Source organism: Streptomyces rubradiris, from assembly GCF_016860525.1.
GTDB lineage: Bacteria > Actinomycetota > Actinomycetes > Streptomycetales > Streptomycetaceae > Streptomyces > Streptomyces rubradiris.
On the sequence record NZ_BNEA01000015.1, the window covers coordinates 1,305,613 to 1,322,438 of the forward strand.

Annotated in this window: 16 protein-coding genes; 1 reads left to right on the plus strand and 15 read right to left on the minus strand. The window is 71.3% G+C overall.

The window, feature by feature from the left end:
* Nucleotides 1-65: 65 nt before the first annotated feature.
* Complete coding sequence (locus tag Srubr_RS19035) at nt 66-863, plus strand: tyrosine-protein phosphatase (protein WP_189999880.1); 798 nt, start codon at nt 66-68, stop codon at nt 861-863.
* A gap of 16 nt (nt 864-879) precedes the next feature.
* Here Srubr_RS19035 and Srubr_RS19040 read toward each other — a convergent pair whose 3' ends face one another.
* The 15 genes from Srubr_RS19040 to Srubr_RS19105 all read right to left on the minus strand — a co-directional run bounded on the left by Srubr_RS19040 (nt 880) and on the right by Srubr_RS19105 (nt 16,775).
* Complete coding sequence (locus tag Srubr_RS19040) at nt 880-1,002, minus strand: DUF6126 family protein (protein ID WP_037703104.1); 123 nt, start codon at nt 1,000-1,002, stop codon at nt 880-882.
* Nucleotides 999-1,622, minus strand: a complete 624-nt coding sequence (locus Srubr_RS19045; protein ID WP_189999881.1) for a helix-turn-helix domain-containing protein — start codon at nt 1,620-1,622, stop codon at nt 999-1,001. Before Srubr_RS19045 ends, Srubr_RS19040 begins: the two co-directional genes overlap by 4 nt.
* Nucleotides 1,623-1,729: 107 nt before the next feature.
* Nucleotides 1,730-3,115: an aspartate aminotransferase family protein gene (locus Srubr_RS19050; RefSeq protein WP_189999882.1), complete on the minus strand. Its 1,386-nt coding sequence runs from the start codon at nt 3,113-3,115 to the stop codon at nt 1,730-1,732.
* On the minus strand, nt 3,112-5,010 hold the full coding sequence (gene dxs, locus Srubr_RS19055) for a 1-deoxy-D-xylulose-5-phosphate synthase (RefSeq protein ID WP_189999883.1): 1,899 nt from the start codon (nt 5,008-5,010) through the stop codon (nt 3,112-3,114). Before dxs ends, Srubr_RS19050 begins: the two co-directional genes overlap by 4 nt.
* A 31-nt stretch (nt 5,011-5,041) precedes the next feature.
* A complete protein-coding gene (gene ispG / locus Srubr_RS19060; RefSeq protein WP_189999884.1) occupies nt 5,042-6,175 on the minus strand; it encodes a flavodoxin-dependent (E)-4-hydroxy-3-methylbut-2-enyl-diphosphate synthase in 1,134 nt (377 codons plus the stop codon).
* A 5-nt stretch (nt 6,176-6,180) separates the two neighbouring features.
* Nucleotides 6,181-7,203, minus strand: a complete 1,023-nt coding sequence (gene hpnH, locus Srubr_RS19065; protein WP_189999885.1) for an adenosyl-hopene transferase HpnH — start codon at nt 7,201-7,203, stop codon at nt 6,181-6,183.
* A 5-nt stretch (nt 7,204-7,208) separates the two neighbouring features.
* The gene (locus Srubr_RS19070; protein WP_189999886.1) at nt 7,209-7,892 is read right to left on the minus strand and encodes a phosphorylase family protein; all 684 of its coding nucleotides are present in this window, start codon (nt 7,890-7,892) and stop codon (nt 7,209-7,211) included.
* 1 nt (nt 7,893) lies between these two features.
* On the minus strand, nt 7,894-9,924 hold the full coding sequence (gene shc / locus Srubr_RS19075; RefSeq protein ID WP_189999887.1) for a squalene--hopene cyclase: 2,031 nt from the start codon (nt 9,922-9,924) through the stop codon (nt 7,894-7,896).
* 116 nt (nt 9,925-10,040) lie between these two features.
* Nucleotides 10,041-11,105: a polyprenyl synthetase family protein gene (locus Srubr_RS19080; RefSeq protein WP_189999894.1), complete on the minus strand. Its 1,065-nt coding sequence runs from the start codon at nt 11,103-11,105 to the stop codon at nt 10,041-10,043.
* 67 nt (nt 11,106-11,172) lie between these two features.
* Entirely contained in the window at nt 11,173-12,603 is a 1,431-nt protein-coding gene (hpnE, locus tag Srubr_RS19085; RefSeq protein ID WP_229927026.1) for a hydroxysqualene dehydroxylase HpnE, read from the minus strand.
* On the minus strand, nt 12,600-12,869 hold the full coding sequence (locus Srubr_RS42065) for a DUF6380 family protein (RefSeq protein ID WP_351329777.1): 270 nt from the start codon (nt 12,867-12,869) through the stop codon (nt 12,600-12,602). The genes hpnE and Srubr_RS42065 overlap by 4 nt, the downstream gene beginning before the upstream one ends.
* Nucleotides 12,869-13,819, minus strand: a complete 951-nt coding sequence (gene hpnD / locus Srubr_RS19090) for a presqualene diphosphate synthase HpnD (protein ID WP_189999888.1) — start codon at nt 13,817-13,819, stop codon at nt 12,869-12,871. Before hpnD ends, Srubr_RS42065 begins: the two co-directional genes overlap by 1 nt.
* A complete protein-coding gene (gene hpnC / locus Srubr_RS19095; RefSeq protein ID WP_189999889.1) occupies nt 13,816-14,712 on the minus strand; it encodes a squalene synthase HpnC in 897 nt (298 codons plus the stop codon). The genes hpnD and hpnC overlap by 4 nt, the downstream gene beginning before the upstream one ends.
* Nucleotides 14,713-15,073: 361 nt before the next feature.
* Nucleotides 15,074-15,853, minus strand: coding sequence for an ABC transporter ATP-binding protein (locus Srubr_RS19100; RefSeq protein WP_030792661.1), 780 nt, complete (start codon nt 15,851-15,853; stop codon nt 15,074-15,076).
* Complete coding sequence (locus Srubr_RS19105; RefSeq protein ID WP_030792658.1) at nt 15,846-16,775, minus strand: ABC transporter permease; 930 nt, start codon at nt 16,773-16,775, stop codon at nt 15,846-15,848. The genes Srubr_RS19100 and Srubr_RS19105 overlap by 8 nt, the downstream gene beginning before the upstream one ends.
* Nucleotides 16,776-16,826 lie beyond the last annotated feature (51 nt).

Here is a 16,826-nt window from a genome sequence, read left to right on the forward strand (position 1 = left end):
CGTATGGTCGATCTCAGTGCCCGTCGGCGAGCCGCGACGGCGGGGAACGACCGGGAGGAGCCCCCGTGACGCAGCAGGTCCCGTCGACCGAGCCGGAGCTGGCAGGAGTGCGCAATTTCCGTGACGTGGGCGGGCTGCCGACCGTCGACGGGCGGCGCGTGCGCCACGGCGTGCTGTTCCGCAGCGGGCACCTCGCGCACGCGACCGAGGAGGACGCGGCCTTCCTCGCCTCTCTGGGGCTGCACACGATCTTCGACTTCCGCAACGCGGCCGACCAGAAGCTGGAGGGCCCCGATGTCGAGCTGCCCGGCGTGCGGAACGTGAACCTGCCGCTGAGCGACCCGGCGGACGGCGCCGAGTTCTGGAAGATGGTCCGCGACGGCGACCTCGACCAGCTGCGCGCGATCCTCTCCGACGGCAAGGGGGCGGCCCGGATGACCGCCTCGTACCGGACGATGGTCAAGCACCGCACCGCCGAGCACTCCCGGGTGCTGCACGCGCTCGCCGACGACAGCGTCCCCGCGCTGATGCACTGCGCGGCCGGCAAGGACCGCGCGGGCGTGTCCGTCGCCGTCACGCTGCTCGCCCTGGGGGTGGAGCGCGAGGCGATCGTCGCCGACTATCTGGAGTCCGGCGCCAAGCACCGTCGCTACAAGGTCCGGCGCAGCGGCAGCGCGGAAACGGCGTACACGCCCGAGGTGATGGAGCTGCTGGACCCGCTCTTCGACGCCCGCGCGGAGTACCTCCAGGCCGCGTTCGCGAGCATCGAGGAGACCTGGGGCGACGTCGACACCTATCTGACGCGGGGCCTTCAGTTCGCTCCCGAGGCGCGTGAGCGGCTGCGCGAACGCCTGCTGGACTGACGCGGGCGCGGGGCGGTCAGCCCTTGCCGCCCACCGCGAACAGCAGGTAGAGGAAGGCGGCCAGGACGTGTCCGAGGGCGATGTAGATGATCAGCCGGATCCACAGGGAACGGGGGAACTTCGTCTCGAAGTTGCTCATGGCAGCTCTCCGGTCGGCGACCCCAGGCACAGCGTGGCCGTGGGGCTCTGCAGCAGGGTGTGGACGAACAGCAGCTCCACGCCGTCGTGGTCGTCGGCGGCGAGTCGGTGCGGGGTGAGCGAGTCGAAGTGCGCGCTGTCTCCGGGGCCGAGCAGGTGCGCGGTGTCCCCGAGCCGCAGCCGCAGCCGTCCCTGGAGGACGTAGAGCCACTCCTCGCCGGGGTGGACGCGCACGATGTCGCCCTGCGAGCCGTAGGGCACCCGCACCCGCAGGGCCTGCATGCCGCGGCCGGGCGCCCCGGCCTGGAGGTACGTCCAGCCGCCCGCCCGGGTCGGTTCCATGTCGGCGGCGCGCACGATGGCGTCCCGGTCGGCGACCGTCTCGCCGAGCAGTTCGGAGACGGTCGTACCGTAGATACGGGCGAGCGCGAGGAGCATCGGCAGCGACGGCTGCCGGTGTCCGGTCTCCAGGCGGGAGAGATGGGCCGGGGAGAGACCGGCGGAGCGGGCCGCGGCTTCCAGGGTGAGGCCGGCGCGCCGGCGCAGAGCGCGCAGCTGGGGTGCGACGGCGGGCAGGCCGCCGTCCGCAGTCGCCGGCGGCGCGGCGTCCGAGGCGTTCATGCCTCTATTGAGCCCCACCGTTGCCCGTGGGGCAATTTTCTTGCCTGAGAGGCAAGAGGGGCGCCTCGGCGTTCACCGCCGTCGGCGCCCCGCCCGCCGGAGTGCCGTCAGCGGTTGGCCACGGCCTGCTTGATCAGGGTCTTGCCGAAGTCCCACATCAGGCCGCCGCCGCTGTGCGCGTCGTCCATCACCGCGGTGAAGGCGTCCACGAACCGGTCCACGTCGGCCTCGTCGATGACCAGCGGCGGAATGAGCTTGATCACCTCCAGGTGGTCGCCGGAGACCTGGGTGAGGATCCGGTGCTTCTGCAGCAGCGGTACGACGACCATCTGGGCGAACAGGCCCTTGCGGGCCGCCTGGAGCATGGTCCAGCGACCGCGCAGCTTCAGCGAGGACGGCTTGCCGAACTCGATGCCGATCATCAGGCCCCGGCCGCGTACGTCGGCGAGCAGCTCGTACTTGTCGATCAGCGTGGCCAGCCGGGACTTCAGCAGCTCGCCCGTGCGGCGCACGCCGGCGACGATCTGCTCGTTCTCCATGACCGACAGCACGGCGAGGCCGCACGCCATCGCCTGGGCGTTGGAGCCGAAGCTCGCCGAGTGCACCAGCACGCGGTCCATGGACGAGTAGACCTTCTTGAAGATCCACTCCTTGCCGAGGGTGGCGCCCACCGGCACATAGCCGCCGGACAGGGCCTTGGCCACGCACACCAGGTCCGGTTCGACGCCGTCCTCGTGCTGGTAGGCGTAGAAGTCACCGGTGCGGCCGAGGCCGGTCTGCACCTCGTCGGCGATGAGCAGCGCCTTGTGCTTGTGCAGCAGTTCCTGCGCGGCCCGCAGATAGCCGGGGGGTGCCTCGTGGACGCCCTTGCCCTGGATGGGTTCCACGATCAGCGCGGCGACGTCGCCCTTGCGCAACTCCCGGGCGAGGGCGTCCAGATCACCCAGGGGGACGGCGGTGTCGGGCAGCAGCGGGGCGAACCCGTCGCGGAAGCCGTCCTCGCCGTTGACCGACAGCGAGCCGGTGGTCAGTCCGTGGAAGGCGTGGTCGCAGTACAGGACGCGGGGCTTGCCGGTGGCGTACCGGGCGAACTTCAGGGCCGTCTCGACCGCTTCGGTGCCGCTGTTGCCGAAGAACACCCGGTCCAGGTGCGGGCTGTGGGCGAGGAGCCGTTCGGCGAGCAGGCCGGGCAGCGGCTGGCAGTCGAAGCGGGTGAGGTCGGCGAGGTCGAGGTCCAGCACGTCGTGCAGCGCCTTGCGGACGACCGGGTGGTGGCGGCCCAGGCCCATCACCCCGAACCCGGCGAGCATGTCCAGGTAGTCGTTGCCGTCCGCGTCGAAGAAGTGCGCTCCCTCGGCACGCTCGTAGACCTTGTCGAAGCCGATGGTGTGCAGCATCCGCGGCAGCTGCGGGTTGAGGTGCCTGGCGTGCAGCTCGTAGCGTTCGGCTCCGCGCTCGGCGAGCAGGGCGCCGAGGTCGAACTCGGTGGTCATTCACTCTCCTTGACTGTGCCGTCGACGTCCTTGACGGCCAGGCTCGCGCTGATCCGCCCGGCGATCTCGACGGGGGTGAGGCCGATGTCGGCCAGCACCTCGCTGCGCTTGGCGTGCGCGAGGAACTGCTCGGGGATGCCGAACCGCCGTACCGGCACGTCCACGTCGGCGTCGCCGAGGGCCAGCGCGACGGCCGAACCGACGCCGGCGGCCCGGCTGTTGTCCTCCACCACGGCCACCAGCCGGTGTCCGGCGGCGAGCCGGGGAAGGGCGGGGTCGACGGGTTTGACCCAGCGCGGGTCGACCACCGTGCAGCCGATGCCGCGGGCTTCGAGCAGTTCGGCGGTCCGCAGGCACACCGTGGCCATCACGCCGACGGCCACCAGCAGCACCTCGGGGCGTTCGGCCCGGTGCAGGACGTCCATGCCGCCGACCCGGTCGACGGCGGGGACGCGCGGGCCGGCGGTCTCCTTGGGGAAGCGGATGAGCGTGGGCGCGTCGTCCACGGCGACCGCCTCGCGCAGTTGGGCGCGCAGCTGGTCGGCATCGCGCGGCGCGGCGATCCTGAGGCCGGGCACGACCTGGAGGATGGACATGTCCCACATGCCGTTGTGGGAGGCCCCGTCGGTGCCGGTGACGCCGGCCCGGTCCAGCACGAAGGTGACCCCGCAGCGGTGCAGGGCGACGTCCATCAGCAGCTGGTCGAAGGCCCGGTTGAGGAAGGTGGCGTAGACGGCGACGACCGGGTGCAGTCCGCCGGTGGCGAGCCCGGCCGCGGAGACCGCCGCGTGCTGTTCGGCGATGCCGACGTCCCAGACGCGGTCGGGGAAGCGTTCGGCGAAGCCGGCGAGGCCGACCGGGTGCAGCATGGCCGCCGTGATCGCCACGACGTCCTCGCGCTCCTCCCCGATCCGGACGATCTCCTCGCCGAACACCGAGGTCCACGAGGGGCCCTTGGACGGGGCGAGGGGCTCGCAGGTGAGCGGGTCCATCACGCCGACGGAGTGGAAGTGGTCCTCCTCGTGCGCGAGGGCGGGTTCGTAGCCGCGGCCCTTCTCGGTGAGGCAGTGGACCAGGACGGGGCCGTGGAAGCGTTTGGCGCGGCGCAGCGCCGACTCGACGGCCTTGATGTCGTGGCCGTCGATCGGGCCGAGGTACTTCAGGCCCAGGTCCTCGAACATCCCTTGCGGGGCGAAGGCGTCCTTGAAGCCCTTCTTCGCGCCGTGCAGGGACTCGTAGAGCGTGTTGCCGACGACCGGGGTGCGCTGGAGCACCTCCTTGCCCCAGGCGAGGACCTTCTCGTAGCCGTCGGTGGTGCGCAGGGTGGCCAGGTGGTTGGCCAGGCCGCCGATGGTGGGGGCGTAGGAGCGTTCGTTGTCGTTGACGACGATGATCAGCGGACGGTCCCGGGCGGCGGCGATGTTGTTCAGCGCCTCCCAGGCCATGCCGCCGGTGAGCGCGCCGTCGCCGATGACGGCGACCACATGGCTCTTCTCCCCCTGCACCTGGTTGGCCTTGGCGAGGCCGTCGGCCCAGCCCAGCGCCGTGGAGGCGTGGCTGTTCTCGATGACGTCGTGCTCGGACTCCTCGCGCGAGGGGTAGCCGGACAGTCCGCCCTTGCCGCGCAGCTTGGAGAAGTCCTGACGGCCGGTCAGCAGTTTGTGGACGTAACTCTGGTGGCCGGTGTCCCACAGGATGCGGTCGACCGGTGACTCGAAGACCCGGTGGAGCGCGATGGTGAGTTCCACCACGCCCAGGTTGGGCCCGAGGTGACCGCCGGTCCTCGACACCGCCTGCACCAGGAACTCACGTATTTCTCCGGACAGTTCCCCGAGTTCCGCCTCGGACAGCGCCTTCAGGTCGCGTGGTCCCCGGATGCTCTCCAGAATGGTCACTCTCGGGCCCCCTCTCGTTGCGTGCCTTGCCTCAACTCACCTGGTCCGACGGGCTCTTGCTCTCGGCGAGCTTCATGGCCTCCTCGATGAGGGTCTCCACGATCCTCGACTCGGGCACGGTCTTGATGACCTCGCCCTTGACGAAGATCTGCCCCTTGCCGTTGCCGGAGGCCACGCCGAGGTCGGCCTCGCGGGCCTCGCCCGGACCGTTGACCACACACCCCATCACCGCGACCCGCAGCGGCACCTCCATTCCGTCCAGGCCGGCCGTCACCTCCTCGGCGAGCTTGTAGACGTCGACCTGGGCGCGGCCGCAGGACGGGCAGGAGACGATCTCCAGCCGGCGCTGCCGCAGTCCCAGGGACTCCAGGATCTGGATGCCGACCTTGATCTCCTCCACGGGCGGCGCGCTCAGCGACACTCGGATGGTGTCGCCGATGCCCTGACTGAGCAGCGCGCCGAAGGCGACCGCCGACTTGATCGTGCCCTGGAAGGCGGGGCCGGCCTCGGTCACGCCGAGGTGCAGCGGGTAGTCGCACCGCTCGGCGAGCTGGCGGTAGGCCTCGATCATGACGACCGGGTCGTTGTGCTTGACGGAGATCTTGATGTCCCGGAAGTCGTGCTCCTCGAAGAGGGACGCCTCCCACAACGCCGACTCGACCAGCGCCTCGGGGGTCGCCTTGCCGTACTTCTGGAGCAGACGGCGGTCCAGGGAACCGGCGTTGACGCCGATCCGGATCGGCGTGCCGTGGTCCTTGGCGGCGCGCGCGATCTCCTTGACCTGGTCGTCGAACTTCTTGATGTTGCCCGGGTTGACCCGTACCGCCGCGCAGCCGGCCTCGATGGCCGCGAACACGTACTTCGGCTGGAAGTGGATGTCCGCGATCACCGGGATCTGCGACTTCCTGGCGATGGTCGCCAGGGCGTCCGCGTCGTCCTGCGTGGGGCAGGCGACGCGGACGATCTGGCAGCCGGACGCGGTGAGTTCGGCGATCTGCTGGAGGGTGGCACCGATGTCGGACGTACGGGTCGTCGTCATCGACTGCACCGACACCGGGGCCCCGCCTCCGACCGGTACCGGCCCGACCTGGATCTGCCGCGACTGCCGCCGCGGCGCGACCGGACGGGCCGGTACCTCGGGGACGCCCAGTGGGACGGCGGTCACCGTTGTCACTCCCGGTTCCCGGAGACGGTCTCGCGCATGGCCCGCAAGGACTCCTTCAGGGAGCCCATGGTGGCGAGGACGGCGGTCGGCTCGTAGCCGCAGTGCGCCATGCAGTTGTCGCAGCGCGGGTCCTTGCCGCGGCCGTACTTGTCCCAGTCGGTCTTCTCCACCAGTTCGCGGTACGTGGGCACGTACCCGTCGCTCATCAGGTAGCAGGGCCGCTGCCAGCCGAAGAGCGAGTAGTTCGGGATCGCCCACGCGGTGCACGGGAAGTCGACCTTGCCCTCCAGGAAGTCCAGGAAGAGCGGGGAGTGGTTGAGCCGCCACTTGCGGCGGTTGCCGCCCGCGAAGGCCTTCTTGAACAGCTCGCGGGTCTGCTCCACGCCGAGGAAGTGGTCCTGGTCCGGGGCCTTCTCGTAGGCGTAGGCGGGCGAGATCATCATCTCGTCGACCTTGAGGTCGTCATTGAGGAAGTTGAGCACCTCGATGATGGTCTGCGGGGTGTCGGTGTTGAAGAAGGTGGAGTTGGTGGTCACCCGGAAGCCGCGCCGCTTGGCCTCCTTGATGGCGGCCACGGCCTCGTCGAACACACCTTCCTTCGCCACGGATTCGTCGTGCCGCTCACGCAGCCCGTCGATGTGCACCGCGAACGCGAAGTAGGGCGAGGGGGTGAACTTGTCCATCTTCTTGCGCAGCAGCATCGCGTTGGTGCACAGGAAGACGTACTTCCTCTTGGCCACCAACTGCCGCACGATCTCGTCGATCTGAGGATGCATCAACGGTTCGCCGCCGGCGATGGACACCATCGGCGCACCGGACTCCAGCACGGCACCCACGGCCTGGGCGACCGGCATGCGCTGCTTGAGCACGCCGGCGGGGTGCTGGATCTTGCCGCAGCCCTCACACTTCAGATTGCAGGCGAAGAGCGGTTCCAGCTCGACAATGAGCGGAAACTTGTCCCGCTTGCGGAGCTTCTGTTCAGCCAGGTATGTAGCGACCTTGATGGACTGGCGCAGCGGCATGGCCATCTGGCTCACCTCCGGGGGAGCAGCAAAGAACGGTGCCAATCGAAAAACGCGGGAAGGATGGAACGTAGTACGCGGAAGGCCGATATCCCTCCGCGCAGGGTGCCGATCCGGACGAGTTCGTGTTCGGGAGCGTCCACGACGACCCGGACGGCGGCCACCGGCCGCTCGCCGGTGCGGACGGCGGCCAGCAGCGTGGCCGCCGACTCCATGTCCACGGCGATCGCCCCGGTGGCGAGCAGACCGGAACGCTCGGGGCCCCGCACGACGTGGTCGGAGCCGGTGAGCGGGCCGGTGTGGACGGTGCGTCCGGGCAGCAGGCGCGCGAGTTCCTTGGCCAGGAGCTCGGTGCCCACGCACGGCACGGTACCGCGCGGGTCCCGGGTCTCCTCGGCGACCACCAGGTCGCCGGGGTGCATCCCGGGGGCCAGCCCGGCGCAGAAGCCGGTGGCCAGGACGGCCGTGCCGGCGGGTGCCGGGCCGGTCAGGAGCCGGGTGACGGAGCGTTTCGCCGCACGGGGTCCCATGCCCGTGCGCACGAAGGTCACCGGCCCGCCGGCCCCCCGCCCCGCGCCCCGCGGCACCGGCGCGCCCGCCCCGCGCGCCCGGCGGTCGCCGGTGCGCAGGGCGAGGTGCTCGATGCCGAGCGCGCAGGCGATCAGCAGCGGAGCCGGAGCGGGCTGGTGGCTCACATCAGTCTCCCTCGGCCCGCGCGGAGACCTTCCCGGCCGGGGCGAGCAGCTTGCGCTCGAAGGGGTCCCCGTGCAGGTACCGGCCGAGTGCGGTGAGCGGGAACACCTGCCGGTACAGGTGGTAGTTGATGGAGAAGTCCCAGGGGAAGCCGGTGCCGGTGAAGTACGGCTCGTCCCAGCCGCCGTCCTCGCGCTGGGTGGCGGCCAGCCACCGCACGCCGCGCTCGACGGCCGCGGAGCCCTTCTCCCCCGCCGCGAGCAGCGCCATCAGCGCCCACGCGGTCTGCGAGGGGGTGGAGGCGCCCCGGCCGCTCCATTCCCTGGCGTCCTTGTAAGAGCGCAGGTCCTCGCCCCAGCCGCCGTCGTCGTTCTGGACGCTCTCCAGCCAGGCCACGGCCCGCCGGATCGCCGGGTGCGAGGTGGGCAGTCCGGCCGCGGTGAGCGCGGGGAGAACCGAGCCGGTGCCGTAGAGGTAGTTGACGCCCCAGCGGCCGAACCACGAGCCGTCCGGCTCCTGTTCGGCGAGCAGCCAGTCGATGCCGCGCCGGGTGCGCGGGTCGTCGGCCAGGCCCTCGGCGGCGAGCATCTCCACCACGTGCGCGGTGACGTCCGCGGACGGCGGGTCGATCACCTCGCCGAAGTCGCAGAACGGCAGCCGGTTGGGGAACGGGCTGGTGTTGTCCACGTCGAAGGCGCCCCAGGCGCCGTTCTTCGACTGCATGCCCAGGTTCCAGCGGACGGCGCGGCCGATGGCGCGGTCCACGTGCTCGGGGTCGTGGTGGCGGACCCGGCGCAGCGCGAGCGCGACCTCGGCGGTGTCGTCGATGTCGGGGTAGTTGTCGTTGTGGAACTCGAAGGCCCAGCCGCCCGGGGGCAGTTCGGGCCGGCGCACGGCCCAGTCGCCGGGCCGGGCGATCTCCTCGCCGAGCATCCAGTCGGCCGCCTTGACCAGTTGCGGGTGGTCCGCGGGCAGTCCGGCGTCCACGAGGGCGATGGTGGCCAGGCAGGTGTCCCAGACCGGGGACTGGCAGGCCTCGATCATGCGGGCGCCGTCCTCGCGCCAGACGGCGAAGCGGTCCAGGGAGGCGAGGCCCTCGCGCAGCACGGGGTGCTGCAGGTCGTAGCCGAGCAGGTGCAGGGCGATGACGGAGTACACGGCGGGGGGCTGGATGCCGCCCCAGCAGCCGTCGTTCTCCTGCCGCTCGATGATCCAGCGGGCCGCGGCGTTCATCGCGGCCTTGCGCAGCCTGCGCACGGCGACCTTGCGGTAGCCGCGGACCACCTTGTCCAGCCGCTGGAAGACCCCGTCCCAGCTCGCCACCGGGGCGAGCGGCCGCGGCGGGTTGGGGTTGGCCGGATCGGTGTGCAGCTCGTCCAGCGCGAACGGGGCCGGGCGCACCGGGCGCTTGGCGGAGACGATGGTGAGCGGCACGATGGTCTGCCGCGCCCAGCATCCGAAGTCGTAGATGTTGAGCGGGAACCAGGTGGGGAAGAAGATCAGCTCCGGTGGGAGTTCGGGCAGGTCGTCCCACTTCCACCAGCCGAACAGGGCGAGCCAGATCCGGGTGAAGACCCGGGAGGCGGCGATCCCGCCCTGCTCGCGGATCCAGGCCGAGGCCTTCGCCATGTGCGGCGCGTCGGGCGCGTCGCCGGCCAGGCGCAGGGCGACGTACGCCTCCACGGTGGTGGACAGTTCGCCGGGGCCGCCGTAGAAGGTGGCCCAGGTGCCGTCTTCGCGCTGTTCACCGCGGATGAACTTCGCGGCGGCCTGCGTGGTGGTCTCGTCCAGGATGCCCAGGAACTGACGGAGCAGCAGATCCTCGGCGTCCATGGTGACGTTGGTCTCCAGGTCGCCTTTCCACCAGCCCTCGGCGTCCTGCCGGGCGAGCAGGAAATCGGTGGCGCGCCGTACGGCGCGCGTAGCGGCTTCTTGTACCCCGGCCGTCTCGGGGATGGTGAGGGTGGAGTCGCTGGCCGCGGCAGCCCGGGACGGCAAGATGGCCCCGGTGCTTCCGTCGGTCGTCGCTGTCATGGCTTCCCCTTCGTGCAGTCGTGCGAGTCGTGCTGCTGTGGGTCCGCCGTCGGCCGGTGTCCTTGGCTTGGCGACACCGGCCGGCGACTACGCGAGGCTTATCCAGCCAATGGTGATCATCTCTTTCGTACGACGACGAAGTCGGCGAGCGCCGTGAAGGAGTCCCGTACCCGGTCGGGCATGTCCACGGCGTCGAGGGCTTCGATGGCGATGGTGTGCTGACGGCGCGCTTCGGCGGCCGTCCACTCGCGGCCTCCGGCCTCCTCGATGAGGGCGGCGCGGGCCGCGAACTCCTCCTCGGAGAAGTTCTCGAAGTCGCTGCTCTTGGCGTCCGCGGCGAGGATCTCGCCGAGCTGTTCGGAGGCGGGGCCGCCGGCCGCGAGGGCGGCGACGACCGGCAGGGACTTCTTGCGCTGGCGCAGGTCGCTCCAGGTCTGCTTGCCGGTGGCCTCCGGGTCGCCCCAGATGCCGAGCAGGTCGTCCACGGCCTGGAAGGCGAGGCCGAGGTGGTAGCCGTAGCGCTCCAGGGCGTCTGCGGTGGTGTCGTCGGCGCCGCCGAGGACCGCGCCGATGGACGAGGCGCAGGCGAGCAGGGAACCGGTCTTGTTGCCCTCCATCTCCAGGCACTCCTCGACGCTGACGCGGTCGCGGTGCTCGTAGGAGATGTCCTGGGCCTGGCCGTCGATCAGGGCGCGGGTGGCCGCGGTCAGCCGGCGGGCGGCGCGGCCGGCCTCGACCGTGCCGAGCTCCAGCAGGACCTCGCCGGCGAGGGCGAACAGGGCGTCGCCGACCAGGATGGCCTGGGCGGGGCCGTGCACCTTCCAGACGGTGTCGCGGTGCCGGCGCTGCTCGTCGCCGTCCATCAGGTCGTCGTGCAACAGCGAGAAGTTGTGCACGAGTTCGACGGCGACCGCGCCGGGTACTCCCGCCTCGGGCGCGGCACCGGTGACCTCGGCGGACAGCACGGCCAGCGCGGGGCGGACGGCCTTGCCGCCGTCGCCGTGCGCGGGGTTGCCGGCGGCGTCGATCCAGCCGAAGTGGTAGGCGGCCACGGTGTCCATGGGCGGGGCCAGGCGGTCGACGGCCGCCCGCAGCACCGGTGTGGCCAGGTTCCTGCCGCGCTCCAGGAGCGCGGTCACGTCCACCGCGGGCCTCCGAGCGGGCGTCGCGGCCGGGGGCACAGTGGGCACAATCTCTCCTCTGGTTGCGGTACCGGGGGTGCGGGGGCGTTCGCCCGCCGGCCGGGCATCACGCCGCCTCCTCGAACTCGAAGAGGTGGCGGGGGCGGGGCCGGCCCAGGGTGCCGAGCACGGCGTCGGCCGCGCTCACACCGCTGCGGACCGCACTCTCCATGGTCGCGGGCCACCCGGTGGCGGTCCACGCTCCGGCCAGGTACAGGCCGGGGGCCTTGGTCCGGGCGCCGGGCCTGAGGCGTCCGACGCCGGGGGTGGGGGCGAACGTGGCCGTGCGCTCCCGGGTCACGAAGAAGTCCTTCACCTCGGCGGCGCGGGTGCCCGGGATGAGCCGTTCCAGCTCGGGCAGGTAGCGCTCGCGGAGTTCGGCCACCGGCGTGTCGATCTCGTCCTGCGCCGCCGACTGGGACAGCGCGAGGTACTGCCCGGTGCGCAGCCCGGAGGCGTCGGTGCGGTCGAACACCCACTGCACCGGGGTGCCGAGCGCCGTGAGGAAGGGGCGCGCGAGCACCTTGCGGTCGTAGACGACATGGACGTTGAGGATCGGCGCGGTGCCGATCTCCAGCAGCCGCTCGGGTGCGTCCAGGGCGCCGGGCGGGAGCAGGTCGTGGGCCTCGCGCTGGGGCACGGCCAGAACGACGGCGTCCGCGGAAAGCGTCTCGCCGGGAACTCGGACGCTCCACCCGCCGTTGTCGTTGGTGGAGACGGAGGTGACGCGTGTACGGACCTCGGTACGGACGCCCGCGGAGTCGAGCGCCTTGCGGGCCAGCCGGTCGTGCAGTTCGCCCAGCGGGACGCGGGCCCAGCCGATGTCGGCCGCGCCCGGGTCGGACAGCAGACCGGTCTTGAACACCATCGCGGCGAGCCCCAGCGAGGCGTCGCCCGCGACCGCGTTGAGGGTGGCGACCCCGACCAGGTCCCACAGGGCCTCGATGGCGCGCGCGGACTGGCCGTGCGCGGCCAGCCAGCTGCCGAAGTCCTGGGTGTCCAGGGTCGGATCGGCGAGGTCGAGCCCCTTCAGCGCGAGCGCGGCCCGCCCGACGGCGGCGCGCTCGGCGAGCGAGAGGTGCGGATAGGCGGCCAGGCTGCGTCCCAGGTGGAGGGGGACGGGCAGCGGGTCGCGCCGCAGTCTGCCGAGCCGCCGGCCCACGGGCTTGGCGACGTCGACGACGGGCACGTCCAGGCGGTCCTGCAGCGGTGCCAGCGCCGCGCCCTGGATCCGGTCGAGGAACCAGCGGTAGGCGGTGCAGCAGCGCAGGTACACGTGCTGGCCGTTGTCGACGGTCAGTTCGCCGCGCTGGAAGGAGAAGGCGAGGCCGCCCAGCCTGGGCCTGCCTTCGAGCAGGGTGACGCGGAGGCCCGCGTCGGCGAGGGCGAGTGCCGCGGTGATCCCGGCGAGTCCGCCACCGACCACGACCGCGCTGCGGGCGGCCGTCGGCGAGGTGGCGGCCGCTGCCGGTGCGGGGTGGGGTGAGCCGTCGCTCATCGTGCGTCCTTCCGTGCGAGCGCTGCGCGGGCCGGGCCGGTGCGGGCCGTCCTTCGTCCGCGGCTTCGTCGTGGCCGATCGTGCGGCCGGTCCCGCCCACACGAGACCGGCCGCGCGCCGCACCCGGTCCCGCGCCCTCGCGGGGCGCGGGCGTGCCGGGCGGAGGGCGCACGGTCGGCCGCCGCAGTCAGGGACGCAGCGCCGGGGTGGAGGGTTGCCTGGCGCGTGCCGTCCGGTACGGCCGGCTCCGGTTCGGTGCGCTGCATCAGGCGCGCCTCCGGACGGAGCCCCGGGCGACATGGCGGGTGTCGAGGCCGGACAGGCCGCGCACGGCGACGTAGGCCTTCTCGTGTCCGGGCAGCGAGACCCGGCCGCGCAGCACGGCCTCCGGCTCGCGCTCGATGCGGTCGAGCAGCCGGCGGTAGATGCCGGCCATCGCGGCGACGCAGGCACCGCTGCGCCGGTCGAGCATGGGCAGCAGCCGGTAGCCCTCGGCGAAAAGGGCCCGGGCGCGCCGTACTTCGAAGTGGACGAGGCCGGCGAAGTCGGCGCCCTCCGGCGGGGTCGGCGCGCTGAAGCCGGCCGAGCAGCCGAACTTGGCGAGGTCGTCGGCGGGCAGGTAGGTCCGGCCGCCGAGCGCGTCCTCGCGGACGTCGCGGAGGATGTTGGTGAGCTGGAGGGCGAGGCCGAGGGTGTCGGCGTACTCGGCCGCGCGCTCGGCGCCGCGCGCGCCGGGTTCGGTGCCGAACACGCCGAGCGAGAGGCGTCCGATGGCACCGGCGACACACCGGCAGTACACCTTGAGGTCGTCCCAGGTCTCGTACGTCTCCCCGCGCACGTCCATCTGGACGCCGTCGATCAGCTCGTCCAGGCCGCCGAGCGGGATCGGGAAGGCCCGCGCGGCGTGGCTGAGGGCGACGGCCACCGGGTCGGTGTCGTCCTCCTCGACCTCTTCGGCGCGGATCCGGGCGAGCAGCGCCCGGGTGTCCTCCAGCCGCGACAGCTTGACCTCGTCGGCCAGGCCGCCGTCGCCGATGTCGTCCACCCGCCGGGAGAACGCGTACAGCGCCGACATGGCGCGGCGCTTGGCCGCCGGCAGCAGCCGGATGCCGTACGCGAAGTTACGGGCCTGCTGCCCGGTGACGGCCTCGCAGTAGCTGTAGGCGGCGAGTACCGGTGCGGACACGTGCGGCGCAGACTCCACGGCCCGGATCACCCCTCTCCTCGCAGGATCACGCCCACCTCACGCAGCAACTGGACCTTGCCGGGTCTGGGCGGGCCGGGAAGTACGTCGAATCCGGCGGCGGTGATCGCTTCGACCGCCGCCTTTCCCCCCGCCACGAACCCCGCGAGCAGCAGCTTCAGCCTGCCGTGGACGCTACCCACCAGGGGAGCGCCTTCATCCAGCAGATCGCGGGCGCGTTGTGCTTCGTATGCAACCAGGGCGCGCACCGATGCGCCCGCGCTTTTTTGGCCAAGATCAGCTTCTTGGACGTGGAAGCGCTTCATGTCCTCGGCCGGCAGGTAGATCCGGTCGCGGCCGTAGTCCTCGGCGACGTCCTGGAGGTGCTCCACGATCTGCAGCGCGGTGCAGATCGCGTCGGACAGCCGGATCCGCTCGGGGGTGGAGGTGCCGGTGACGCCGAGGACGAGGCGGCCGACGGGGTTGGCCGACAGCGCGCAGTAGGCGAGGAGGTCGTCGTAGGTCTCGTACCGGGCGACGAGCTGGTCCTGGCGGTTGGCGGCGATCAGCCCGAGGAACGGCTCGGGGGTGAGGGCGCGGCGCCGGACGGTCGGCTGCAGGCGGCGCAGCAACGGGTGGTGCGGCGTGCCGTCGAAGACGCGGCGCAGATCCTCCTCGAAGGCGTCGAGGAGGAGCAGCCGGTCGCCGGCCTCGGCGGGCGACACGCCGAGCGCGCGGGCGTCGGCGCCGCCGGGGACGAGGTCGCCGTCGCCGATGTCGTCCACGAGGCGGGCGAAGCCGTAGACCGCCATGAGGTCGGCGCGCCAGGCCCGGGGCAGGAAGAAGGGGGCCACCGGGAAGTTCTCGCTCGCGGCCTTGTCCAGGGTGGCGCGTTCCAGGCCGGACGCCGTATCGGTGGCCGTCATCGGACGCTGCCCGGGGCGGGGACGGCACACGCTGCGTTGAGCTGGGGCGTTTCCGTAGCCATTGCCGTCACATCTCCCGTTCTACACTGCCGACCCAATACACACTATTTCGGACACGCCGCCCCGCAATGCGCGAAGGCACCCCAGCGAAGGAAGGCGCGCATTATCGCCGGACTTGCCGGTTTCCGGCACCGGTACAGCTTACGTTGTACAACGTGGCGCCCATCGTCGGGGTGTCCCGCACATCACAACAACACACCGATTGGCTCCAAGATTCCTGCACTCGGGCCGAGTTGACGTTTCCTTTGCAGTGGAAGGGCCCCGCCGGACGAAATTCCGACGGGGCCCTGGCCGAAACGGGTCACTTGCCCGTGAACTTCTCGTACTCCTTCAGGACCTCGTCGGTGGGTCCGTCCATCCGCAGTTCACCGCGCTCCAGCCACAACACGCGGTTGCAGGTGTCGCGGATCGACTTGTTGTTGTGACTGACCAGAAAGACCGTTCCGGCCTCTTTGCGCAGTTCCCGGATGCGTTCCTCGGAGCGCTGCTGGAACTTGCGGTCACCGGTGGCCAGCGCCTCGTCGATCATCAGGACGTCGTGGTCCTTGGCGGCGGCGATGGAGAAACGCAGCCGGGCCGCCATACCGGAGGAGTAGGTGCGCATCGGCAGGGTGATGAAGTCGCCCTTCTCGTTGATGCCGGAGAAGTCGACGATGTCCTGGTAGCGCTCCTTGATCTGCTCCCGGGACATGCCCATGGCCAGGCCGCCCAGGATGACGTTCCGCTCGCCGGTGAGGTCGTTCATCAGGGCCGCGTTCACGCCCAGCAGGGACGGCTGGCCGTCGGTGTAGACCTTGCCCTTCTCCGCGGGCAGCAGGCCGGCCACGGCGCGCAGCAGGGTCGACTTGCCGGAGCCGTTGGAGCCGATCAGGCCGATGGCCTCGCCGCGGTAGGCGACGAAGGACACGCCGCGCACGGCGTGCACCTTGCGCACGCCCCGCTCCTCGCCGCGCCGGAGGATGCGGCTGAGGGCCGCCGTCGCGCTGCCCTTGCCGGACTTGGCTCCGTTGACCCGGTAGACGATGTGCAGGTCGTCCGCGATGACCGTCGGGCGCCGGTCCTGGTTGTGCTGCTCAGCCACGGCCGTACCGCTCCTCCGCCTTCCAGAAGTACACGAAGCCGCCGGCGAAGAAGACCACGGCCCAGAACAGGGCGATGGCCCACACGTGCGGCGGCAGGTGCGACGAGCCGTAGCCGTCGATCAGCGCGAAGCGCATCAGGTCCATGTAGATCGCGACCGGGTTGACCTGGAGCACCCGGACGATCCACTCGGGGCGGCCCGCCAGCATGTTGTTGATCGAGAACATGACACCGGAGGCGTACATCCAGGTGCGCAGCAGGAACGGCATCAGCTGCGCGAGGTCCGGCGTCTTGGCGCCCATGCGGGCCACGATCAGCGCCAGCCCGGTGTTGAACAGGAACTGGAGCACCAGCACCGGCACGATCAGCAGCCAGGACAGGCCGGGGTAGCTGCCGAAGCCGATCGCCACGGCGAACAGCACCAGCATCGAGAACAGCAGCTGCTGGAGCTGCTGGAGCGAGAAGGAGATGGGCAGCGAGGCGCGCGGGAAGTGCAGGGCGCGCACCAGGCCGAGGTTGCCGGAGATCGCGCGGACGCCCGACATCACCGAGCTCTGCGTGAAGGTGAACACGAACACGCCGGTGACCAGGAACGGGATGTACACGTCCTGGGACATGCCGCGGCTGGCGTGCAGGATCAGCCCGAAGATGAAGAAGTACACGGCCGCGTTGAGCAGGGGCGTGGCCACCTGCCAGAGCTGGCCGAGTTTGGCCTGGCTGTACTGGGCGGTCAGCTTGGCCTGGGAGAAGGCCAGGATGAAGTGGCGCCGTCCCCACAGCTGCCGGACGTACTCCACGAGCGAGGGCCGGGCGCCGCTCACGGAGAGCCCGTACTTGGCGGCGAGCTCGGCCGCCGTCAGTCCCGCGTCGGGCGACGCGGCCGCGGTCACCGCGACCGTGCCGTCGTGCATGGTCTCACTCACAGGTGGAAACTTTCGTCCTCGGGTACGCGTGTCTGGTTCGTCCTGCGGGCG

Excerpts from the sequence above, each read along its gene's own strand:
- Srubr_RS19040 (WP_037703104.1), bottom strand. The coding sequence starts at position 1,002 with ATGAGCAACTTCGAGACGAAGTTCCCCCGTTCCCTGTGGATCCGGCTG.
- Srubr_RS19045 (WP_189999881.1), bottom strand. The coding sequence starts at position 1,622 with ATGAACGCCTCGGACGCCGCGCCGCCGGCGACTGCGGACGGCGGCCTG.
- Srubr_RS19050 (WP_189999882.1), bottom strand. The coding sequence starts at position 3,115 with ATGACCACCGAGTTCGACCTCGGCGCCCTGCTCGCCGAGCGCGGAGCC.
- hpnH (WP_189999885.1), bottom strand. The coding sequence starts at position 7,203 with ATGGCCATGCCGCTGCGCCAGTCCATCAAGGTCGCTACATACCTGGCT.
- shc (WP_189999887.1), bottom strand. The coding sequence starts at position 9,924 with ATGACAGCGACGACCGACGGAAGCACCGGGGCCATCTTGCCGTCCCGG.
- hpnE (WP_229927026.1), bottom strand. The coding sequence starts at position 12,603 with ATGAGCGACGGCTCACCCCACCCCGCACCGGCAGCGGCCGCCACCTCG.
- Srubr_RS42065 (WP_351329777.1), bottom strand. The coding sequence starts at position 12,869 with ATGCAGCGCACCGAACCGGAGCCGGCCGTACCGGACGGCACGCGCCAG.
- hpnC (WP_189999889.1), bottom strand. The coding sequence starts at position 14,712 with ATGACGGCCACCGATACGGCGTCCGGCCTGGAACGCGCCACCCTGGAC.